Source organism: Candidatus Erwinia haradaeae, from assembly GCF_900698995.1.
Taxonomy (GTDB): domain Bacteria; phylum Pseudomonadota; class Gammaproteobacteria; order Enterobacterales; family Enterobacteriaceae; genus Erwinia_E; species Erwinia_E haradaeae_C.
Genome location: NZ_LR217735.1, coordinates 662,489 through 686,628, shown reverse-complemented (window position 1 = coordinate 686,628; position 24,140 = coordinate 662,489). Strand labels below are relative to the sequence as shown.

General features: G+C 34.2%; 11 protein-coding genes. 5 read left to right on the top strand and 6 right to left on the bottom strand.

All coding sequences use genetic code 11. The features are described 5' to 3' along the window. Positions 1 to 45: 45 nt before the first annotated feature. Complete coding sequence (mscM, locus tag ERCISPPA3004_RS02140; RefSeq protein ID WP_157990476.1) at positions 46 to 3,336, top strand: miniconductance mechanosensitive channel MscM; 3,291 nt, start codon at positions 46 to 48, stop codon at positions 3,334 to 3,336. Positions 3,337 to 3,496: 160 nt separating this feature from the next. Here the strand turns inward: mscM and epmA are convergent, their stop codons facing one another. Next, complete coding sequence (epmA, locus tag ERCISPPA3004_RS02135) at positions 3,497 to 4,483, bottom strand: elongation factor P--(R)-beta-lysine ligase (RefSeq protein ID WP_157990475.1); 987 nt, start codon at positions 4,481 to 4,483, stop codon at positions 3,497 to 3,499. A 1,450-nt stretch (positions 4,484 to 5,933) separates the two neighbouring features. Here epmA and ERCISPPA3004_RS02130 point away from each other — a divergent pair. The 4 genes from ERCISPPA3004_RS02130 to hflC all read left to right on the top strand — a co-directional run bounded on the left by ERCISPPA3004_RS02130 (position 5,934) and on the right by hflC (position 13,604). Further along, positions 5,934 to 7,163, top strand: coding sequence for an N-acetylmuramoyl-L-alanine amidase (locus ERCISPPA3004_RS02130; protein ID WP_157990474.1), 1,230 nt, complete (start codon positions 5,934 to 5,936; stop codon positions 7,161 to 7,163). A 2,231-nt stretch (positions 7,164 to 9,394) separates the two neighbouring features. Beyond that, entirely contained in the window at positions 9,395 to 10,345 is a 951-nt protein-coding gene (miaA, locus tag ERCISPPA3004_RS02125; protein WP_157990473.1) for a tRNA (adenosine(37)-N6)-dimethylallyltransferase MiaA, read from the top strand. 1,028 nt (positions 10,346 to 11,373) lie between these two features. Continuing rightward, entirely contained in the window at positions 11,374 to 12,636 is a 1,263-nt protein-coding gene (gene hflK, locus ERCISPPA3004_RS02120; RefSeq protein ID WP_157990472.1) for an FtsH protease activity modulator HflK, read from the top strand. Positions 12,637 to 12,638: 2 nt separating this feature from the next. Then, complete coding sequence (gene hflC / locus ERCISPPA3004_RS02115; RefSeq protein WP_157990471.1) at positions 12,639 to 13,604, top strand: protease modulator HflC; 966 nt, start codon at positions 12,639 to 12,641, stop codon at positions 13,602 to 13,604. Positions 13,605 to 13,676: 72 nt separating this feature from the next. Here hflC and dapB read toward each other — a convergent pair whose 3' ends face one another. From dapB to rplJ, 5 genes are all read right to left on the bottom strand, one after another. Continuing rightward, positions 13,677 to 14,498 carry a 4-hydroxy-tetrahydrodipicolinate reductase gene (gene dapB, locus ERCISPPA3004_RS02110; RefSeq protein ID WP_174232772.1) on the bottom strand — a complete coding sequence of 274 codons (822 nt, stop codon included), beginning with the start codon at positions 14,496 to 14,498 and terminating at the stop codon, positions 13,677 to 13,679. Positions 14,499 to 14,543: 45 nt separating this feature from the next. After that, positions 14,544 to 18,770 (bottom strand): DNA-directed RNA polymerase subunit beta', encoded by a 4,227-nt coding sequence (rpoC, locus tag ERCISPPA3004_RS02105; RefSeq protein ID WP_157990469.1) that lies wholly within the window; start codon positions 18,768 to 18,770, stop codon positions 14,544 to 14,546. Between the two features lie 86 nt (positions 18,771 to 18,856). After that, complete coding sequence (rpoB, locus tag ERCISPPA3004_RS02100) at positions 18,857 to 22,885, bottom strand: DNA-directed RNA polymerase subunit beta (protein WP_157990468.1); 4,029 nt, start codon at positions 22,883 to 22,885, stop codon at positions 18,857 to 18,859. Between the two features lie 300 nt (positions 22,886 to 23,185). Beyond that, positions 23,186 to 23,554: a 50S ribosomal protein L7/L12 gene (gene rplL, locus ERCISPPA3004_RS02095; RefSeq protein WP_157990467.1), complete on the bottom strand. Its 369-nt coding sequence runs from the start codon at positions 23,552 to 23,554 to the stop codon at positions 23,186 to 23,188. An 80-nt stretch (positions 23,555 to 23,634) separates the two neighbouring features. Beyond that, complete coding sequence (gene rplJ, locus ERCISPPA3004_RS02090; RefSeq protein ID WP_157990466.1) at positions 23,635 to 24,135, bottom strand: 50S ribosomal protein L10; 501 nt, start codon at positions 24,133 to 24,135, stop codon at positions 23,635 to 23,637. Positions 24,136 to 24,140 lie beyond the last annotated feature (5 nt).

Here is a 24,140-nt window from a genome sequence, read left to right as displayed (position 1 = left end):
AGGCTAAACTACAGGTGGTTATCATCAACCGATTACGAGATAGCCATGTTATATTTACTTATTATTACTATAGATTTGATTTGTTTCCAGCCAGTTTATGGTTCTCATGTACAGAGTGCATCGCAAATTATTAAAAAATATGAGGAGTTAGAGACTTCAAAAAATACAACTTATCAAGAAACGAGTAATCACTCTATACTCTCTACATCTCTATATTGGCTAAAAGAATATCAGAAATCTGTCAATCGCTCTCAAGATTATCAGAAAAGTATTGATAATTTTCCTAAACAGTCTCGTGAATTTCGTCAAAAAATCAATGAACAAATACTTCATTCTCAATCAGTGTTAACTAACATGAGTGTTGCTGAGCTTGAAAAAGAGATTCAAAAAATCAGCAAACGAATCGTAAGAGAATACCATCAAGCTAAAATAGAGAATGATCGCGCTCAAGAGATTAACGATTCTCTACCCCGTTTACCAGATAGGCAGGCTGTATTGCGTAATTCTTTACATAATTTATCGCGTCAATTGCATGCTTTACCCTCCCAAACTACTACTATAGAACAGTTAAAACACATACAATATCAGGCAGAGCTCTTTGCACACAAGGCTAGATTAAAGGAACTTATTTTAGAGCAATTATCAGCAAATAATAGACAAGAGCTTGCACATATGCAGGCTGAGATACATCAACGTACAGCTACGGTACTAACCAAGAGATTGCAAGAATTGCGGAATCAATTACAAAGAGAGAAGCAACATTCTATAAATCATGCTCTAGAAATTAATGAGAAATTAATAAAAGTTCATGGCGAGATCCCAAATAGCATTACTGAACAATTTCGCATTAATCGTGAACTATCATTGGAACTAAAGAAGCAAGCTTTACGTATGGATTTAGTGGCTGCTCAACAAAGAACAGCTATTATCCAGACAATGCAAATTCGTCAAGCATTAAGCACTATTTGTGAGCAATCTCAATGGCTTGGAGCTTCAAATGCCCTAGGCGAGGCGCTTCGCGCATTAGTTGCTCGTCTGCCTAAGATTCCAAAACCACAGCAATTAGGTAGTGAAATGGCTGAGTTACGTGCAAAACGCTTGTATTATGCAGATTTATTAGAGCAAAAAGCGCTAGAAATACATGCTAACCATCATTTTATCAGCAAGGCACATGAGCATATACTTACCTCACAGTTTAAAGCTCAGTACGAACTCTTAACTTCATTATTATCTGGTTGTGATGCTTTAACTCTTGAGCTTACCAAATTAAATGTTAGCAATAGTCAATTAGTAGATGCATTAAATGAAGTAAAAGATGCCACTCATCGTTATCTATTTTGGACAGCTGATGTTAGCGCGCTAAATATTACCTACCCAATTGAACTATTAAAGGATCTACAGCAATTTTTATCATTAGATACACTAGATCAATTAAGCAGAGCAATAGTAATGATGGTGACTGGTCGTGATACGCTCCTACCAATTTTCTTAGCTACTATGTTTGTTGCTTTTACTGTTAGCTCTCGTCATCATTTCCGCTCTTTTCTTGATAGATCCGCTAGTAAAGTTGGAAAAGTTACACAAGATCAATTTAATCTAACTATACGAACTGTTTTTTGGTCTATTCTTGTTGCAATGCCATTACCAGTACTATGGGCAGCTTTAGGATATGGCCTGCAGCACGCCTGGCCTTACTCGATTGCAGTATCGATTGGTGATGGTGTCAGTGCCAGCGTACCCCTATTATGGGGTTTTATGATTTGCAATGTCTTTGCTTGCCAACAAGGCCTATTTATTGTGCATTTTCGCTGGCCAAAACATCGAGTAGCTCTTGCTATGCGTTTTTATACATTATGCATCGGAGTAGTGGTACCATTAATTATGATGTCAATAGCTTTTGCTACTCTCTCAGATCGTAAATTTTACCCTACTCTTGGTCGTTTATGTTTTATCTTTATTTGTGGTGTATTAAGTCTAGTAACAGCAAGCTTAAAACGTGCTGGTATTTCATTATATATTGATAATAAGGAAAATTATTCAAATGTCATCAATAAAATTTTATGGAATATAATGATTATTATTCCTGTAATAGCAGCTTTAGCTGCTTGCATTGGTTATTTAGAAACATCTCAAGCTTTATTAGCTAGGCTTGAAACCTCATTAGCAATCGGTTTTCTTTGTCTGGTAATTTATCATATCATTCGTCGATGGATGTTAATTCAAAGACGTCGAATTGCTTTTGATCGGGCGCGTACTCGACGTGCAGAAATCCTCTCTCAACGTGTTCGGACTGGAGAAAAACTAACATCTTATCAGCACATTACTGATAATATAGACACAGAAGAAGCAACTATTAATTTAGATGCTATTAGTGCGCAGTCCTTACAGTTAGTTCGATCACTTCTTACATGGATCGCCCTAATCTCTATGATTGCCTTGTGGTCAGAAATTCATGCTGCTTTTAGTTTTTTAGCCAATATACGTCTTTGGGATGTTAGTGCTACGATTAAAGGAGTTGATACTATACAAGCAATGACACTTGGATCAGTAATAAATGCTATACTAGTATTAATTGTCACTACTCAATTAGTGAGGAATATGCCGGCTTTATTGGAGCTGGCTCTATTGCAGCACCTTAGTCTCACGCCTGGCACAGGTTATGCTATTATCACTTCTACTAAATATTTAATCATAGTACTTGGTAGTTTAACAGCTTTTTCCTTAATTGGTATAGATTGGTCTAAATTACAGTGGTTAGTCGCTGGATTGAGCTTAGGGCTAGGTTTTGGTTTACAGGAAATCTTTGCTAATTTTATTTCTGGATTGATTATTTTATTTGAAAAACCAATTCGCATAGGTGATACTGTGACGATTCGTGACCTTACTGGCACTATTACGCGTATTAACACCCGCGCTACAACAATAACTGATTGGGATCGAAAAGAGATCATTGTACCTAATAGGTCCTTTATTACTGAGCAGTTGATTAACTGGTCGCTATCGGACTCTGTCACGCGTGTGGTGCTAAATATTCCTGTTTCTTTAACCGCTAATAGTGAGCAGGTAACAAAAGTTTTGCTTGATGCTGCACAACATTGTCGTTTTGTCTTAAAAAATCCACCTCCAGAAGCTTTTATAGTCAATATTAAACAAGGTATGCAGTTATTCGAATTACGTGTACATGCTGCTGAAATGGAAGATCGAATGCCATTACGTCATGACCTGCACCAATTAGTATTACTTGGCTTTAAAACAAGCGGTCTAGAAATGCCATGTCCAGCGCTTGAGATACGCATGGATTTATTTGCATCTCAATCCAGTCAGCGTAAAAGATAAATGGTATTAAAAATTAGCAGGGTGTATATATATTTAATATTATAGGTTCATTTATGTAATCTGTAATACTTATTTTATAGAGAATTGTCACAGAATTAAGAAGACTTTTAATAGTTGAGATAAGCGATTCTTAGCATGCTCATACTGTTACTATTTGTAATTAACAACGATCTACTGAAAAAGCAATAACGTCGCTTAAATTCTCTGCTTTTAGAGCCAACATAACTAGACGATCAACACCTAATGCAACGCCAGAGCTCTCTGGCATACCATGAGCTAAGGCACTTAAAAAGTAGGTATCAATAGGTTTTTGTGATAGACCAGAAGAATATCGTTTATGATTATCTCTTTCAAAACGTTGACGTTGTTCATTGGCATCTGTTAGCTCACAAAACCCATTTGCAAGCTCAACTCCTTTAAAATACACCTCAAAACGCTCAGCCACACGGTCATCTTCTTTACTGAGAACAGCAAGAGCAGCCTGAGTTGCAGGGAAGTTGTAGATAAATACAAGTTTTTCTGTACTAATTTCCTTCTCTACGCCATTAATAAAGAGCAGTTGCAAAATTGTATCTCGATTTTTTTCGTTTTGAGTAAGATTTTTAAGGCCTAGTTTTTCTGCGGCTATACGTAGCTGAGAATTATCTGCAGCTAGTGGGTCAAGATCTAAGTAGCGCAAAAAGATTTCCTGATATGAATAAGTTTCTACTATTGGATCGTATAATATAGTTTTCAATAAATCATTGACTTCATTCATTAAGCGGTACATGTCGTAGTTTGGCTGATACCATTCTAATATTGTAAATTCTGGATTGTGATAACGTCCGCATTCTTGGTTTCGAAAACTACGGCATAACTGATAAATAGGACCGCTACCTGCGGCTAGTAAACGTTTCATGTGATATTCAGGACTGGTTGTTAACCAGAGCTTCAGGCTATCTGTATGGTAAAGATTCTCAGGCTTAAAAAAGCAAGTTTCGAATGAGGAGATATTTATATCAGTTACTGTGAACTGACTCATGGCTGGCGTTTCCACTTCTAGTATCTCTCGGTCGTAAAAAAAACGTCTTATTTTAGCGATAATTTTTGCACGGTGAAATAAATTAACAAGTGACGCACTCGGGCGCCATTGATTTATAGTGTTCATTTTTGCACCTAATTATTCTATATAGTTTTGATTATATTCTAGGTGTTGATTGATTATATAATCATATCATATTGCATTTTTATAGATAACTGGTTTTCTATAAACTTTACTTTCTTTTTTTGTTTTAAGAACAATTGTGCGCCTATTTTAATCTATATTTTGTAGATCAATGTTTTAGTAAGAGAGTTATCTACTGTTATGATAAAAAACAAAATGTATATTAGTTCTACTAAAAATAATATACCCATAAGTCATTTGATATATAGAATAATGCATTATTTATAAAAACTAATTACATCAGTTAGTTTTAAAGTGTTTTCATATTTAACATGTAACATTTAGCTCTTAATAATGCATACAATTTTCTGTTTTATTATTGACTTACGTGGTATTCACATTATTATCATTTATATATTGTATAATTATTGTGAGCTTTGTGTTTTTTGTGATAGTTATCTGTAGACTGTAGAATTTATAACAATGCTTATTCCATCACTAGAATAATATTCTTATTGCCAAGATAGAAGATATATGTATTTCTTTTTGTGGAGAATTAGTCATACTGTAGTTTACAGAGAAAGCTATAACTATATTGAATAGATGCTCTATAGTTAAATATTTAGAGTTTTTCAAACAATTTCCAGAAATACTGTATAGTTATAAATCATTAAGAGATGCCCTCTCTCTCTTTGATCTATGCATATTTATAATAATTAACATTAGTTTTCATTTAGTTAAATTATCTGTATATAGTTATATATATGCAACAGTCTAATTTATGTTAATATTCTTACCTATTATTTTAGGGAAAATAAAACAATTTATCGGTACAGTATGACTAAAAAGAGTAGTATTAATTATTTTCTTAATTATCTGTAATTTGATTATATATTCTATTAACTATTCATGATATATGAAACAGATCTAATGTTATTAGATCTTAGTTATTTTCTTGCGTAAGGTGTTCATGTATTAGATTCTTTAATTGACACACTTTAAAGTCTTTATGTTCAGTACAGTATAAATATTCGATTGTTTAGGATATTGGTTCTATTATTAATGCATCGTTTGACTTATTGAGCATGTCTAAAATTTTGTTTTTAAAAAGAGTATAAAATTATAGATTACAATAAAAAACTATCAATCATATTGATATTATAGTTAAATTTATTTAATTGCTTAATTTTGTGATATATTTTTATCTAAATGATATAGAGCATCTGAACTAAAATCAGAAAACACATGTTTTGATTACTTTTGACTAAACAGAGCAATGCAAACTAAGCTATTACATACCTTTTCTAATGTGCTGTGGATACATCTAATGTAAAATTATATTTGAAATTGAATAGTTTTATAATATGTTATAATTAGGTATGTTTGGCTATTTTTAATGGTTTAAGTATTTTATAGTGGATAATGCGTCAAAAATTCTAGCATGATACAAAATATGAAACACTGGTTATTCCTGATGCCATTATTCTTTTTTTTTTCTGTTCACGCATCTACTTTGTTAGAGATTAATATTACTAACAGGCAAAACTCAGAAAATATTACGCTGAGTTTTTTTAATAAGCCGGCATATGTTTTCTTTGTTTTACATAATCCTGATCGTATAGTTTTAAATGTTCGTGACAGTATTATTCTAAACGGATTACCCCGAAAATTTAGTTCTGATGGTATCGTACAATTTATCCGAGTAAGGGTAGGTAATGCTCACAATTTACATTTAGTTTTTCAATTAGCAAATTGTGGAAAAATCAAAGTTGTCATGAATCATACTGGTTGTCGTTATAATCTTATATTTACTATTATTCGTAATAAGCAGATTGATTTAAACCACCTCGCTCATCTTCACAAGTTTAAGAAAAAGCTAATAGTTTCATCTGCTATCAGTACCTTAAAACACACATACACTGCTGATCAAACTAGAAAAAACACTAAGAGACACGCGACTTTTAGTGTTAATGATATTCAAAATAAGATTATAGTTGCGATTGATGCCGGGCATGGTGGGCAAGATCCAGGTGCTGTTAGCAAACATGGCTTAAAAGAAAAAAACATAACTCTTATTATCGCGCGTCAGCTTCAAGTATGGTTAAATTCTGATCCCATGTTTCATGGGGTAATGATTCGTAATGGCGACCATTTTATTTCTGTTGCAGAACGCTCACTAATAGCTTATAAGAAAAAAGCTAATATACTGATATCTATTCATGTAGATTCTGCACATAATTGCAGAGCATATGGAGCTTCAGCGTGGGTTTTGTCTAATCGCCGAGCCAGTCGTGAACTGGTAAATAGATTAAGAAAAAAAGATGGTCAATTGAACGCTTTTCGTACAAAGAAAAATAGCTTGCCTGAAGGTAGTGACACTGATCGATATGTAAGACAAGCTCTATTAGATCTTCAGTTTATCTATGCCCAGCGAGTTGGTTATGAGATAGCTACTAAAGTATTGTGTCAGTTGAGGCATGTGAGCGCTTTGCATAAATCTAAACCGGCATATGCTAGTTTTGGCGTGTTGCGCTCACCTTATATTCCTTCTTTATTAATTGAAATCGGTTTTATTAGTAACACAAGAGATGAAAGACTTCTTGCTACTTATTTTTATCAAAAAAAAATTAGCAAGTCATTGTATCAAGGTCTCCATAACTATTTCTTGTTGCATTCACCGTAATAGATATCTACGCAGAAAATTTAATAAACATTATGCATGCTAGTAGTTAAACATAATAATAGAAAAAATTTATCACAAGGCATGATTTTATTTTGCATTTTAGCATAATAAAAATACCATCTACCATTAAAAAGATAGTATATCTTCTGTATTATTACTATATGCACCCTTTTAAATTATTAGGTATGGTATGGTAAAATTCAAAAATAACATTAGTTTTATCAATTAATCTTATAAGGGTCCATTGCGTTAAAATTAAAAGAAGTACGTATATGTGACAGTAAAATAAGATAAAAATTTGATTGTACAATCAATGGATTACATCAATAATATTATTGCAGAAGATAAGAAATGCAGCTATATTTGTTTTATTTTTGCATGAAATAAAACAAAATAAAATATATATAATGATCATGATTTAGTGGTTATAGACATGAATACTTCGTATCGATAAATAATAACTAGTTTTTAGTTTAAATTAGTAGAGTTGAATAAGTTTTGATGCAGTTATAACTGCAAAAAAATGAAGGTTTTAATTTATTAAATTTTCGTAAGAGTTCTGCTATTAAAAGTGAATTCTCATCTTAAATAGTTATAATATAGCGATATGAGATTAGAAAAGTTTTTATACTTTTAAAGGTAAAGTCCTATAAAATTAAACGCAGAATTCTATTTAAGTCGAGTAAAATATTATGCAATGTAGTAAGGTATACGAAAGAAGTTAATCATTAACGATTTATTCTAATAGCTTAAATATTAATTTAATTTATACTATAACTTTTATTAGTAAATATCTAGTATAATTTGATTATTATCAATCTATTTTATAGATACTATTTAATCTTTAGCAGCTAGTAGCAACAATAAAAATTTAACTTTTTAGAGAGTTTGATTTGATTAATTTAAGAATATGATATAATTAATTATTGTTTTATTCATATGATCATTTATAGATATAAGATATAAATCGAATTTTTATTTTTAATTTTTTATTCTAGTAACACCCTAAAGTAAACCTACTGCTTTAATTATATTTTTTTTTTACGATATACTAACAGCATTATCGTTCATGTTTTTGTATAATAAAATTATATAGATTTTATTCAGTTATTATTTCATCTAAGGTTTTTTCGCCTGATAGGAGATCATGTATTTTGATTAAAATAATTTGAATGATATATTGATATTTTGCATTATAGGTGTGATTATCTTTACCATAATAAAAATTAATAAAAAATACGAACAATAAACGTGGTTTTTTTTATTAAAAAGTTACTATTAAGATGTATTTCAAGTATAAGAAAAAGTCAGATAATAGAGATTAATTTTACTACTAATTTAGAATATACTTAACAATTATTTTTTGTGCAATTATAAGTTTGCCAGTTAAGGATAAAAGTTTTTAAAAGTAAAATTCTTTTATTAAGTTATATCGTTACATATAAAATAAATTAAATTTTCTATAAAATAATTTATTATAAAATAGGAATAATATTAATTTTTTTACAAGCATATAAAATTATTAATAGATTAATGGATTGTGATATAATGAAATATTATGAGATGCTATTTTTAGTTATAACTACAACTGTTATTTTAGATGATTATTATCAAAGTAATGAATATTAAAAATTAATGATATTCTCTATGAGAATAGAACAGTATTATATATTAATTATTAGAAAATACTTACTTATGATGATAAGAACTTATAGATTATCTGATCAATAGCACAGGTTTTAATTTTTTTTAATGTTATAAATATGCATTGCATAACAAATAGTTTTATATAAATAGATAAATATTAAAATAAATAGTATGAAAATGATTTCTATTTTTTATAGAGTATTTCTTTTCAATAAAATTCAGTGCAAAGGGTATTCCTGCTAAATAAAAATCTAGATCTCGTGAATTATGAGGAGAACTCAGTTAAGTTATTCACGATCAAACAGTAAATTATAGCAATTAAATTATTGATTATCACTAGACCTGAATAGTATAATTAATAATATTTATATAGAATTTTGACTCTACAGATGAATATTTATAGTAAAAAATTTAAAGTACTAATCACTGACGCATTACGTGTTTGAAAGATATTAATAATGAAAGGTTCTAGACTAAAAAATTTATTTTTGCAAGAAAATTACAAATTAACCTGGTATAAAAAATGAGCATTATACTAATTTTTTAAAAAGATATAGACTCAACAGAGATTAAAGTATTGCAGGATGAGTAAACAATTAAATATTAACTATCCGCGGGCAATTTTTTTAATGGGACCCACAGCATCAGGTAAAACTAATTTAGCTCTTGCTCTACAGAAAGCATTGTTAGTAGACCTGATTAGCGTAGATTCAGCATTAATTTACAGGGGTATGGATATTGGTACCGCTAAACCTTCTTTAGAAGAGCTTCTGTTTGCACCGCATCGTTTATTAAACATTCGAGATCCATCCGAGACTTACTCTGCGGCTGAGTTTTGTCATGATGCATTAATTGAAATGGATAGCATCACTAAAAGTGGACGTATTCCGCTATTAGTTGGAGGGACTATGTTTTATTATAAGGCTCTCAAAAATGGATTATCGCCCCTTCCTCCATCCAGTCCAGAAGTACGTCAATATATAAAAGATATAGCATATACAAAAAGTTGGCATGCTGTTCATCGGCAGCTATATTCTGTTGACCCTGTTGCAGCAAAATATATTCATATTAATGATACTCAAAGATTGTCGCGTGCATTAGAGGTATTTTTAATTTCTGGTCAAACTATTACTGACTTAACTAAAAAATCTGGACGATCTTTACCATATAACATTTCTGCATTTGCAATTGCGCCTCTAAGTCGGGATTTAATTAACCAGAAGATTGAAAAACGTGTGCATGAGATGATGAAATTAGGGTTTGAATATGAGGTAAAAGAGTTTTTTGAGCGTGGTGACTTACATGCCGGTATGTCGTCTATGCGATGTGTAGGATATCGACAAATGTGGTCTTATTTATCTGGACAAATAAATTATCAGAATATGGTATCTCAAACTATCTATGCAACTCGACGGTTAGCAAAAAACCAAATGACCTGGCTTCGTAGCTGGTCGGATGATATATATTGGCTTGATAGTGACAAATTTGATTGCGCTTATAAAAAAATATTGCAGATCATTTTGATGCAGGATTAAGAATAATAAAGCTTTTATGTAGCATGTTACATTAGGTTACATTAGGATGATTTCAGAAAGTCCAAGTAAAAATATAACTTAAGAAAATATATGTAAATGATCAAATGATAAAAGTGTACTGATTATAGGATCTATTGTAAAAAGCAATTTTTATTAATTAATAATATATAAGTATTTTTATTTTTACTCATTTCATTTATCAAAAATGTACCTGATATGATCAGATTTAATTATTGAATTCGGTTTTAATTATAATCAATATTATAACTAAAATATCTCTATAAGTGCGCTATATCTATCGTGATATCATTTGAGCTAGCATTAGAATCTACAAAATAGTGTTAGAATATTTTTGGAGGCTCAAAAAATACCGAGTTTAAAAAATTCACTTATTGAAAAATCTTAGGTTTTTGAATAACAGGAAATAATTAAGATTTTGGATATAGAGATCTTTAATCTACTAAGATAGAATTTAGGGAGTTAGTATAAAAACCATTAAAAACCATTACTGATGTATTAACAAATAGTATGATTGTATAGCGGTAAAATTTATATTGTCAAAACTTTCTTACATGACATGATTTAGAAAGAGTTTTACTAATCTGTTATTAGTTTTTCTAAACATAATAAATTATCTTATAATATATAAGATATCAAATTTATAACTATTAAAACTATTAAAAGATATATTATATAGTAATATAGCGTGATATATCGTTACTATAATTCATATAGGGGCTTATAAAATTATCTGATATATTCGATCTTAATTAATTTTCAGATAAATTGTATGTATCCTGAATTTTACATATAAAAATATAATCACACAGTATCTGTAAAACCTTTTGTGTATCGTATTTTAAAAGAAATGAGATATATTAATAGTAATAATTATTAACTGGTATATGGTACAAATAATCATCAAGAGAAACGGTCTATGACATTTTATGACATTATTGTTTCTATAAACTTCCTAATATGTCATACCTGTCCGGATGACAATATAAAATTATTAATGGAGTACAAATATGGCATGGAATCACCCTGGAGATCATGGACAGGATAATAACCCGTGGGGCGATAGCCATAATACGGGTGGCAATTCTACAGGTAATACTAACAAAGGAGCATGCAACAACACAGAAACTAAGTGGGACAATATTTTTCTTCAAATTATTCGTCAATTTTTTGGATTAGGTGGTGCTAAAAAAAATAGTCATGGCGAGCCTCCTCGTTTTACTAGCACCAATGAACGATTGATGTATATTATTATTTTTTCTATAGTTTTTGTTTGGGGTATTAGCGGACTATATACAATCAAGGAAGCTGAAAGAGGTGTAATTACCAGATTGGGAAAATTTAGTCATATAGTATACCCAGGTTTAAACTGGAAGCCAACTTTTATTGATCAAGTACAAGCAGTAAATGTTGAAGCAGTTCGTGAATTATCAGCTTCCGGGACCATGCTGACTTCTGATGAAAACGTTGTGCGGGTAGAAATGAATGTACAATATCGTGTTACTAATCCAGAGCGTTACTTGTTCTCTGTCAATAGTGCCGATGATAGCCTAAGACAGGCAACTGATAGTGCCTTGCGTGGTGTTATTGGGCATTTAACAATGGATCGTATTCTCACTGAAGGGCGTACAGTAGTTAGAAGCAAGACACAGAGTGAGCTGGAAGAAACAATTGGCTTATATGATATGGGTATTACATTGTTAGATGTGAATCTTCAAGCAGCGCGCCCACCAGAAGATGTCAAAGCAGCTTTTGATGATGCAATAGCTGCCCGTGAGAATCGAGAACAAGTAGTGCGTGAAGCCGAAGCTTATGCTAATGATCGGTTACCACGCGCTCGTGGTGATGCACAGGGTATTTTAGAGCAAGCACGTGCATATAAAACGCGCGTTATTTTAGAAGCACAAGGTGAGGTAGATAGTTTTTCGCGTATTTTGCCTGAGTATAAAGCTGCACCAAAAATTACTCGTGAGCGTTTATATATCGAAACTATGGAACGTGTTCTAGGTCATACAAGAAAAGTTTTGGTTAATGAAAAAACTAATCATTTAATAGTTTTACCTATAGAGCAACTCATTTCTCATCAGTCTACTAAAATTGATAAAGCGCCTCAATGTAATGTCAAAAAAATACAAAATCTTACTCCTTTATCAGATGTTAATAGTAAAGAAAAAACCCATCAAAGTATTACTGCATTTAACTCAAATGATATTATAGAAGCAAGACGAATAAATTCTAAACGCACTAACACCATGAACCAAGGGAGAGAGTAACAATGCGTAAGCCATTTATTTTCGTGTTAGTTGTTCTAGGAATAATATGTATGTCAATTTATATCGTTCAGGAAGGTGAACGTGGGATTGTCATGAGATTTGGTAAAGTGTTGCGTAATTCTGAAAATCAACCATTAGTATATATGCCTGGTATTCACCTTAAAATTCCTGGTTTAGAATCAGTTAAGTTACTTGATGCTCGCATTCAAACTATGGATAATCAAGCAGATCGATTTGTTACTAAAGAGCAAAAAGATTTAATTGTGGATTCATATATAAAATGGCGTGTAAGTGATTTTAGTCGTTATTATCTTGCTACTGGTGGTGGTGATATTTCGCAGGCTGAAGTGTTGTTAAAGCGTAAATTTAGTGATCGCTTGCGTTCTGAAATCGGTCGGTTAGATGTTCAGGATATTGTAACTGATTCTCATGGTAGACTTACAACTGATGTGCGTGATGCATTAAATACTGGTAGTTCAAGCCAGGATAATGCTTTAGGTTTATTCAACCATCATAATGAGAGCTCTATAACGTTACCTGTTAATCAAAACAGTATGGAAGCGCTAGGTATTAAGGTTATCGATGTACGTATTAAACAAATTAATCTCCCAACTGAGGTTTCTGATGCTATCTATGCACGCATGCGTGCTGAAAGGGAATCAGTTGCTCGTAGTCAACGTGCACAGGGCGCGGAGGAAGCAGCAATAGTTAGAGCTCAGGCAGATTATGCGGTTGAACGTACTCTTGCAGAAGCACGTCGTCAAGCTCTAATTACTAAAGGAGAAGGGGATGCGGAATCTGCAAAACTCTTTTCTGATGCATTTAGCAAAGATCCAGATTTTTATGCTTTTTTGCGTAGTTTACGTGCTTATGAAAGTAGTTTTAGTGATCATCAGGATATTGTAGTCTTGAGTCCGGAAACTGACTTTTTTCGTTTTATGAAGCGCCCTGATTTTTTACAACACTAAGATAAAAATTACTATTTTTCAGATATACAAGATATATAAATATATCACTATATTATATATCTTGTCACTATATTATATGTCTTGTAATTCTAGAACATCGATCATTTTAAAAAGACCTATTTTTTTCGTGCGTAACCATAAAGCTGCTGTAATTGCTCCTTTTGCAAAGACAGAGCGATCTAAAGTTTTATGGCTAATCTCAATATGTTCATCAATATCTGCGAATAGAACCTTATGTTCCCCGATGACATTTCCACATCGTATACTAGTAAAACTAATAGTTTTTTCTAAGCGCGGCCCAATAACTCTATCTCTAGGATATACCGCATGTTGATTAAAGTCCCATTTCATTACTTTAGCGATAGCTTTTCCCATAGCTAATGCAGTGCCAGATGGTGAATCAACTTTTTTTCGATGATGCGTTTCAATTATTTCAATATCTGCGTGTTCGCCCATAATTTTCGCTATTTTTTCTACTACCTTAAGCGTTAAAGTAGCGCCGATACTAAAGTTAGAAGAACAAACAATAGGTATTTCCTGAGAAGCATTTTTTATCAGAATTGCCTCTAAATCATTAAATCCAGTCGTACCAATTACCATACTTTTATAATGTTTTCTGCAAAATGATAGATAGGTTAAGGTTCCTTTCGGACTAGTAAAGTCAATAAGGATATCAAAGTTATTAATTACTTTATCAAGAGTATCAGTAATAGTAATACCTAATACTGAATGATTAACTAACTCACCTGCATCACGCCCTATCAACGATGAGCAACTGTTTACTACTGCAGCCCCTAAAAGAACCCCAGGAGTCTGAATAATAGACTGTATTAATTGTCTGCCCATGCGGCCATCTGATCCAACAACACCAATGCGAACTTTATTATGCATGATAGTTACACTTATTTATTATATAAATAGTTATGAGTAATAATAAAATCATGAATCTGATGTAAATTTATCAAAACTAGAATTTAGTAACTCTGTTAAGCTAGCAGCAGCTGAATCAGCAGTTATGTTATGTAAAGTAGATTTTTCATCTGATTTATTTTGTCGAATGCGATCTTTATGGTATGAGTAACCAGTACCAGCTGGAATTAATCGACCAACAATAACATTCTCCTTTAAGCCGCGTAGCTTGTCATACTTGCCTGAAACTGCAGCTTCAGTGAGAACACGGGTTGTTTCTTGAAAAGAAGCAGCAGAAATAAACGATTCCGTTGCTAGAGAGGCTTTTGTGATACCCAGAAGATTACGCACAAAAGTTGCCTCAATCTTACCACGCTCTTCTAAGTTACGATTAGCTATCCTTAAGCGAGAAAATTCAGCTTGTTCCCCAGTAAGGAAGTCAGAATCGCCTGCGTTTTGAATTGTAACTTTTCGTAGCATTTGACGAATGATAACCTCAATATGTTTATCATTAATCTTTACGCCTTGTAAGCGATACACTTCTTGAACTTCATTAGTAATATAACGAGTAACAGCATGTACGCCGCGTAGTCGCAGGATATCATGTGGTGACTCAGGACCATCAGAAACAACATCTCCCCGTTCTACATGTTCACCTTCAAATACGTTTAATTGTCTCCACTTTGGAATCATTTCTTCATACGGATCATTACCATTAATTGGTGTAATAAGAAGTCTACGTTTACCTTTTGTTTCTTTACCGAAGGAAATAATACCACTAATTTCAGCTAAAATAGCCGGTTCTTTTGGACGACGAGCTTCAAAGAGATCAGCAACGCGCGGAAGACCACCGGTAATATCTTTAGTGCCGACAGATTCCTGTGGAACGCGGGCTAGTGTATCACCAGCACTAATTTTTGCGCCATCTTCTAGTTGCACAATGGCTTTCCCTGGAAGAAAATACTGAACAGGCATCTCAGATCCTGGATTCATGACGTCTTGATTGTTGGCATCTAGTATTTTAAGGGCTGGACGAAGATCCTTTCCAACAGCAGTTCGTTCAGCGCTATCAAGAACCACAAGAGAAGAAAGACCAGTTAACTCATCAGTTTGGCGAGTGATAGTTAAACCGTCAATAATATCTGTAAATCGAATGAAGCCGCTAACTTCAGTAATTACTGGCATAGTATGTGGATCCCAGTAAGCAACCGTTTCCCCAGCTGAGACATTTTCTTGCGTGCTTTTTAGCATTGTAGTTCCATAAGGAATTTTATAGCTTTCCTTAGTACGTCCAAATTCATCTATTATTTTTAGTTCAGTGTGACGTGAAGTAATTACCAGCTTTCCTTCAGAATTAGTAACTGATTTAGCGTTGATTAATTTTACTGTCCCTTTGTTTTGAACCTGAATGCTAGATTCAGCTGCTGCGCGTGATGCTGCCCCACCAATATGAAAGGTACGCATGGTTAATTGAGTACCTGGCTCCCCTATAGATTGAGCAGCGATAACTCCAATTGCCTCACCTTTATTGATAATATGACCCCGTGCAAGATCTCGACCATAACAGTGCGCACAAACACCGAAGTCAGTTTCACAACTCACTACTGATCTCACTTTTAAGCTGTCTACCGAATGTTCTTCTAATATGTCACACTCCTGCTCATGTAAGAGTGTGTTACGTAATAATAATATTGAAAGCGTTCCTGGATTGAGGACATCTTCTGAAGTTACACGACCTAATACACGTTCTCGTAGTGGCTCTTTAACATCTCCACCTTCGATTAAGGGCGTCATTAAAATTCCTTCGTGTGTACCACAGTCATCTTCAGTAACTATTAGATCCTGTGCTACATCCACTAATCTACGGGTTAGATAACCTGAGTTGGCGGTTTTTAATGCAGTATCTGCGAGTCCCTTGCGTGCACCATGTGTTGAAATAAAATATTGAAGAACGTTTAATCCTTCACGGAAATTTGCGGTAATGGGTGTTTCAATAATAGATCCATCTGGTTTTGCCATCAATCCTCTCATACCTGCTAGTTGACGAATCTGCGCAGCAGAGCCTCTAGCGCCAGAGTCAGCCATCATAAAAATATTGTTGAAAGAAATTTGACGTTCCGAGATACCCCTACAATTCACTACAACTTCTGTAGATAGATTTTCCATCATAGCTTGAGCAACGCGTTCATTTGCTGCGGCCCATATGTCAATGACTTTATTATATCGTTCTCCAGCTGTTACTAGGCCAGATTGAAATTGTTTTTGTATTTCCGTGACTTCTGACTCTGCCTCTCGAATAATATCTATTTTTTTCTGGGGAATAACCATATCATCAATACCTACAGACGTACCAGAACGCGCTGCATATGTAAAGCCAGTATACATAGTTTGATCAGCAAAAATCACAGTTTCTTTTAATCCTAAAATACGATAACAAGTATTTAACATTTGAGAAATAGCTTGTTTACCTAATGTTTGATTCACTATCGAAAAAGGCAAACCTTTTGGTACGATCATCCATAACACAGATCGACCAATAGTAGTATTAATGATATGAGTATTAGAGCTCCATTGATCCTTTTCATTTTTTTCGTATTCTGTAATGCGTACTTTAACGCGAGCATGAAGTGAAGCAAGACCAGAGCGATACATTCGTTCAGCTTCTTTTGCACTGCCTAATATCATGCCTTCACCTTTGGCATTAACACAGTCTCGAGTCATGTAATATAAACCTAGCACTACGTCTTGAGATGGAACAATAATTGGCTCGCCATTTGCAGGTGATAAGATATTATTAGTTGACATCATGAGAACACGTGCCTCTAGCTGAGCTTCCATAGTTAGAGGAACATGAACTGCCATCTGATCACCATCAAAGTCAGCATTATATGCTGCACAGACTAGTGGGTGCAATTGTATTGCTTTCCCCTCAATTAGAACTGGTTCAAAGGCTTGGATACCTAAACGATGTAGAGTGGGGGCGCGATTGAGTAGTACTGGATGTTCATGGATAACCTCCTCTAATATGTCCCAGACCACCGATTCTTCTCTTTCAACCATTTTTTTTGCTGCTTTAATCGTTGTCGCTAAACCACGAAGTTCTAGTGTTCCGTAAATAAATGGTTTGAATAGTTCTAATGCCATTTTTTTAGGCAGACCACACTGATGTAAATGTAGGCATGGTCCTACTGTAATAACTGATCGACCGGAATAATCAACACGTTTTCCTAGAAGGTTTTGACGGAATCGACCTTGCTTACCTTTTATCATATCCGCTAAAGATTTCAAAGGACGTTTATTAGAACCAGTAATGGCACGACCTCGACGTCCGTTATCTAATAGAGCATCTACTGCTTCTTGTAACATACGCTTTTCATTACGTACAATAATATCTGGCGCTGCTAGATCTAGTAAGCGCTTCAATCGATTATTACGATTAATTACACGACGATATAGATCATTTAAGTCAGATGTTGCAAAACGACCGCCATCTAATGGCACAAGCGGTCGCAAATCAGGTGGTAATACTGGCAGAACATTAAGGATCATCCATTCTGGTTTATTACCAGATTGTATAAATGCTTCAAGTAATTTTATACGTTTTGTTAGTTTTTTGCGCTTAGTTTCAGAGTTAGATTCATTTAACTCAACACGTAATTGTTCGCACTCTTGATCTAAGTTGATATTTTTAAAAAGAGTTTGAATAGCTGCAGCTCCGATTGTTGCCTCAAATTCATCACCAAACTCTTCTAAAGCATCAAGGTATTGCTCTTCCGTTAGGAGCTGATATTTCTCAAGAGTAGTCATCCCGCTCTCAATAACAATATAAGATTCGAAGTATAGTACTCTTTCAATATCACGCAATGGCATATCTAACAGTAACCCAATACGTGATGGTAGTGATTTTAGGAACCAGATATGGGCGATAGGAGATGCAAGTTCGATATGCCCCATTCTTTCACGACGCACTTTAGTTTGTGTTACTTCTACACCACATTTCTCACATATAACGCCGCGATGCTTCAGGCGCTTATATTTGCCACATAAGCATTCATAATCTTTAACAGGGCCAAAGATTCGCGCACAAAAAAGCCCATCACGTTCAGGCTTGAAGGTTCGGTAGTTAATAGTTTCTGGCTTTTTAACTTCACCAAAAGACCATAAACGAATCGTATCTGGCGATGCCAGAGCAATCTTAATTGCATCAAATTCTTCAGCATGATGTTGTGTTTTTAACAATTTTATTAAGTCTTTCACGCATTAGCTCCGGTCGGATAGGACTGCTCAAGGACTATTTTAAGAACCCTGAGCGCACTGTAAACAGTACAGCAGATGCCAGTTAATTACTCATCTTCTAGGTCAATGTTAATACCTAAAGATCGGATTTCTTGTAAGAGAACATTGAATGATTCTGGCATACCCGGTTCCATCTGATGGTTGCCATCGACAATATTCCTATACATTTTAGTGCGACCATTTACATCGTCAGATTTTACAGTTAGCATTTCCTGTAAGGTATACGCTGCACCATATGCTTCTAATGCCCACACTTCCATCTCGCCAAAGCGTTGACCACCAAATTGCGCTTTACCACCTAAGGGTTGTTGTGTTACAAGACTGTATGATCCAGTTGAACGTGCGTGCATTTTATCATCTACTAAATGGTTAAGTTTGAGCATATACATATACCCTACAGTGACCTTACGTTCAAATTTTTCACCAGTACGACCATCAAATAAAGTAATCTGGCCGGAAGATGGTAGTCCACCGAGTTGTAATAGATCCTTGATTTCGCTTTCTTGCGCGCCATCAAACACCGGGGTAGCAATTGGCATGCCTTTTTTTAAATTTTTAGCTAAAGATAATATTTCGTTGTCTGTAAAATTATTTAAGTTGACTGTTTGGCGTATATTGGTACCTAGATTGTAGGCCATTTGCATAAACTCACGTAATTTAGAGATTGCTGATTTTTTTTCTAAAAGTTTATTAATTTTTTCTCCAATGCCTTTTGCAGCCATACCCAGATGAGTTTCAAGAATTTGACCAATATTCATACGCGATGGTACGCCCAATGGGTTTAAAACAATATCTACCGGAATACCATATTCATCATAAGGCATATCTTCAATTGGGTTAATTTTTGAGATCACACCTTTGTTTCCATGACGGCCAGCCATTTTATCGCCAGGTTGAATTTGACGTTTTACGGCTAAGTATACTTTAACTATTTTTAATATTCCTGGCGCCAAATCATCCCCTTGTGTGATTTTTCGACGCTTTTGATTAAGTCTTTTGTCAAACTCGTTTTTTAACTCATGATACTGGTCAGTAAGATTTATTAATTGACTATTGCTCTCTTTATTAGGCAAGTTGATTTCTAACCATCTTGTTTGAGGAAGACTATCAAGTTTATCTGCCTCTACGCCATTAGAAAGAAGCAGAGAGTGAATTCGGTTAAATAAATTTTTTTCAAGGATCTTTAATTTTTCAGCCAGGTCTTTCTTTACTTGTCTGATTTGTATTTCTTCAATATCTAAGGTGCGTTCATCTTTTTCTATTCCATCACGTGTAAAAATTTGAACGTCAATTACCGTACCTGATACACCGTTAGGTACTCTTAAGGATGAGTCTTTGACATCAGATGCTTTTTCACCAAAAATAGCACGGAGTAACTTTTCTTCAGGTGTTAATTGAGTTTCACCTTTTGGTGTCACTTTTCCGACTAAAATATCACCTCCAGTGACTTCGGCGCCAATATAAACAACACCAGATTCATCTAGCTTAGACAATGCAGCTTCACCTACATTTGGAATATCAGCACTAATTTCTTCTGCTCCTAGTTTTGTATCACGTGATATACAAGATAACTCTTGGATGTGGATACTGGTAAAACAATCATCCTGTAATACACGTTCAGAGATTAATATGGAGTCTTCGAAATTATAGCCGTTCCATGGCATAAACGCTACACGCATGTTTTGACCAAGAGCTAATTCGCCAAGATCAGTTGAGGGGCCATCAGCAAGTACATCACCACGTTCAATGGTATCACCAAGATTTACACATGGCATTTGATTAATACAAGTATTCTGATTAGATCTTGTGTATTTAGTAAGATTATAGATATCTATTCCAGCTTCGTCCGAATGGATTGAATTATCATTAACTTTAATAACAATACGTGAAGCATCTACATATTGAACAAGGCCGCCACGTTTTGCTACAGCAGTTACACCGGAATCGACAGCAACGGCGCGCTCCATGCCGGTACCTATTAGTGGTTTTTCAGCGCGTAGAGTAGGAACTGCTTGACGCTGCATGTTTGCTCCCATTAATGCACGATTTGCGTCATCATGCTCCAAAAATGGTATTAGTGAGGCGCCAACAGATACGATTTGTTGGGTGGAAACATCCATATAATTAATTTGATCAGAACTAAATAAACTTGATTCTCCATTATTACGACAAGTTACTAGATCATCAATAATTTTACCAAATTTATTGAGGTTTGTGTTGGCTTGTGCAATAACGTAGTTTCCTTCCTCAATAGCTGAGAGATAATGAATATCATTTGTCACAATTCCATTATGAACACGTCGGTAAGGGGTTTCTAAGAAACCGTATTCATTTGTTTGTGCATATACAGATAAAGAGTTAATTAAGCCAATATTAGGCCCTTCTGGTGTCTCAATAGGACATACACGTCCGTAATGAGTTGGATGAACATCTCTTACTTCAAATCCTGCACGTTCACGTGTCAAACCGCCAGGTCCTAAGGCAGAAATACGACGTTTATGTGTAATTTCAGACAAAGGATTATTTTGATCCATAAATTGAGATAGCTGACTCGATCCAAAAAATTCTTTAACTGATGCAGAAATAGGTTTTGCATTAATCATGTCTTGAGGCATCAGCGTATCAAGATCACCCAAAGATAGTCGTTCTTTTACTGCTCGCTCTACACGGATTAAGCCGACACGAAATTGATTTTCAGCCATTTCTCCAACAGAGCGAATGCGACGATTACCGAGATGGTCGATATCATCTACTTCACCAATTCCATTACGGATCCCAATAAGTTTTTGCATGACTTGAACGATATCTTCTTTACTTAGAATTCCTGGGCCCTCTACATGTTTACGATTTAGAGAGCGATTAAATTTCATACGACCTACTTTAGATAGGTCATATCGTTCTTCTGAAAAAAATAAGTTCTCGAATAAATTTTCGGCTGCTTCATGAGTGGGTGGTTCACCAGGGCGCATCATGCGATATATCTCTAGTAGAGAACTTAGGCGATCAATTGTTGGGTCAATTCGCATAACTTCGGAAATATACGGACCATGATCAAGATCATTAGTAAAAATAGTTTTAATAGTTTTATGTCCTGATGCTCTTAGTTTTGTCAATAAATCTATTGATAAGGGTGTATTTGCTGTAATCAGGATCTCACCAGTATCTTTATCGATATAGTCTTGTGCAACAACTTTATTATTAATATAATCCATTGGGATTTGAATATCAGTTATTCCGTCTTTTTCTAAATGACGAATATGACGTGCAGTAATACGTCGTCCTTTTTCAACGTATACAGTGTTATGAGATTTGATATCAAAAGTTGCCGTTTCACCACGTAGTCGCTCAGGAATTAACTCCATCCGTAATTTATTATCGTAAATGTGATATACTACTTTTTCAAAAAATAAATCTAAAATCTGTTCAGAAGTATAATTTAGCGCTCTTAAAATAGTAGTTGCAGGAAGTTTTCGGCGTCGATCAATTCGAACAAATAAATTATCTTTTGGATCAAATTCAAAATCTAACCAAGAACCACGATATGGAATAATACGTGCATTGTACAATACTTTACCAGAAGAGTGTGTTTTTCCTTTATCGCTATCGAAAAATACACCCGGGCTACGATGAAGCTGGGATACGATTACTCTCTCTGTACCGTTAATAATAAAAGTACCATTAGCAGTCATAAGCGGAATCTCACCCATGTATACCTCTTGCTCTTTTATGTCTTTTACGGTACTTACTGGCGCTTCTCGCTCATAGATTACCAGTCGTAATTTTACGCGTAGTGGAGCACAAAAGGTAATACCACGAATTTGACATTCTTTTACATCAAAAACAGGTTCGCCTAAACAGTAACTGACGTACTGTAGTTCAGAATGAGCGCTATAGCTTTGAATTGGAAATACGGAACGAAATGCTGCCTCTAGACCATATTGACCTTTTGGGTCTTTCTCGATAAATTTCTGAAACGAGTTAAGTTGGATAGAAAGGAGATAAGGAATGTCCAAAACTTGTGGACGCTTACCAAAATCCTTACGAATACGTTTTTTTTCGGTATAGGAGTAAACCATAGGGTTCCTCAGCTCGCTGAAAAATAGAACCTTTTTCTCCGTCCATGGGGACAGTTCTTGAATGCTGTTGAATGATTCGGATAGTAGATAGTCTTTTGATAGTATTTCCGTCTATCTACTTTAGAGATTATCATTATAAGCAAAATCTCTAATCTCTAATTATTAATCAACACAAGCTATTAATTTACTTTAGATTAAAATGCAAAATATAATAAACGTTATGCTGTATCTATAAAAAATTTTGATAGTTTAGAAATAACTAGTAACTAGACTGTATTATGCTATAATCCAAAATAGTATTTATTTAACTTCTACTAATGCACCGGCTGATTCTAGTATTTTTTGCAAAGATTCTGAATCTTCTTTGCTAATGCTTTCTTTTAATGTAGTAGGTGCAGACTCCACTAGATCTTTAGCTTCTTTTAGGCCTAATCCAGTGGCACTTCTAACTGCTTTTATGACAGCAATTTTATTATTACCCATAGATTTAAGTATTACATCAAATTCAGTTTTTTCTTCTACATCTTCTGCTTCATCAGAAGGCCCTGAAACAGTATACGAAGCCGCCGATACTCCAAATTTTTTTTCCATAGAAGAGATTAAATCAATAATTTCCATTACAGATAAATCTGCAATGCCTTCAATAATTTGCTCTTTAGTGAGTGACATCTCATATTCCTAGATTCAAAAGTAATTTATTATATGATGTATAAAACTGCGACAGGCTCATTAAGACATTTTTTATTAAACTATCGTAGTTGCTTTTTTTGGTCGCACACGGCAACTAAAGTGCGGACTAGCTTTCCGGCAGCCGCTTCTCGGATAGTTGCCATAAGCTGCTGAATAGATTCATTATAAGTTGGTAAAGTCGCAAGTCGATCAATGTGGTCTGAACTAATTAGCGCCCCATCAAAGGCTGCAGCTTTGATCTTAAAGTTAATATTTGTTTTAGAAAAATCTTTAAATAGACGGGCCGCAGCCCCTGGATGATCCATCGAATAAGCAATTAAAGTTGGCCCAATTAGGATGTTCTTTAGACACTCAAATTTTGTTCCTGTAATGGCACGATGTAACAAAGTATTACGGATAACACACATACGCACCCCCGCTTCTCGGCCTGATTTCCGTAGTTCAGTCATTTTGTCTACACTCACACCACGGGAATTGGCCACTACCGCAGATAATGCGCTTTTTGCTATTTTAGTAACTTCAGAAACAATTTCTTTTTTGTCTTGAAGATTCAAGGGCATTAGTA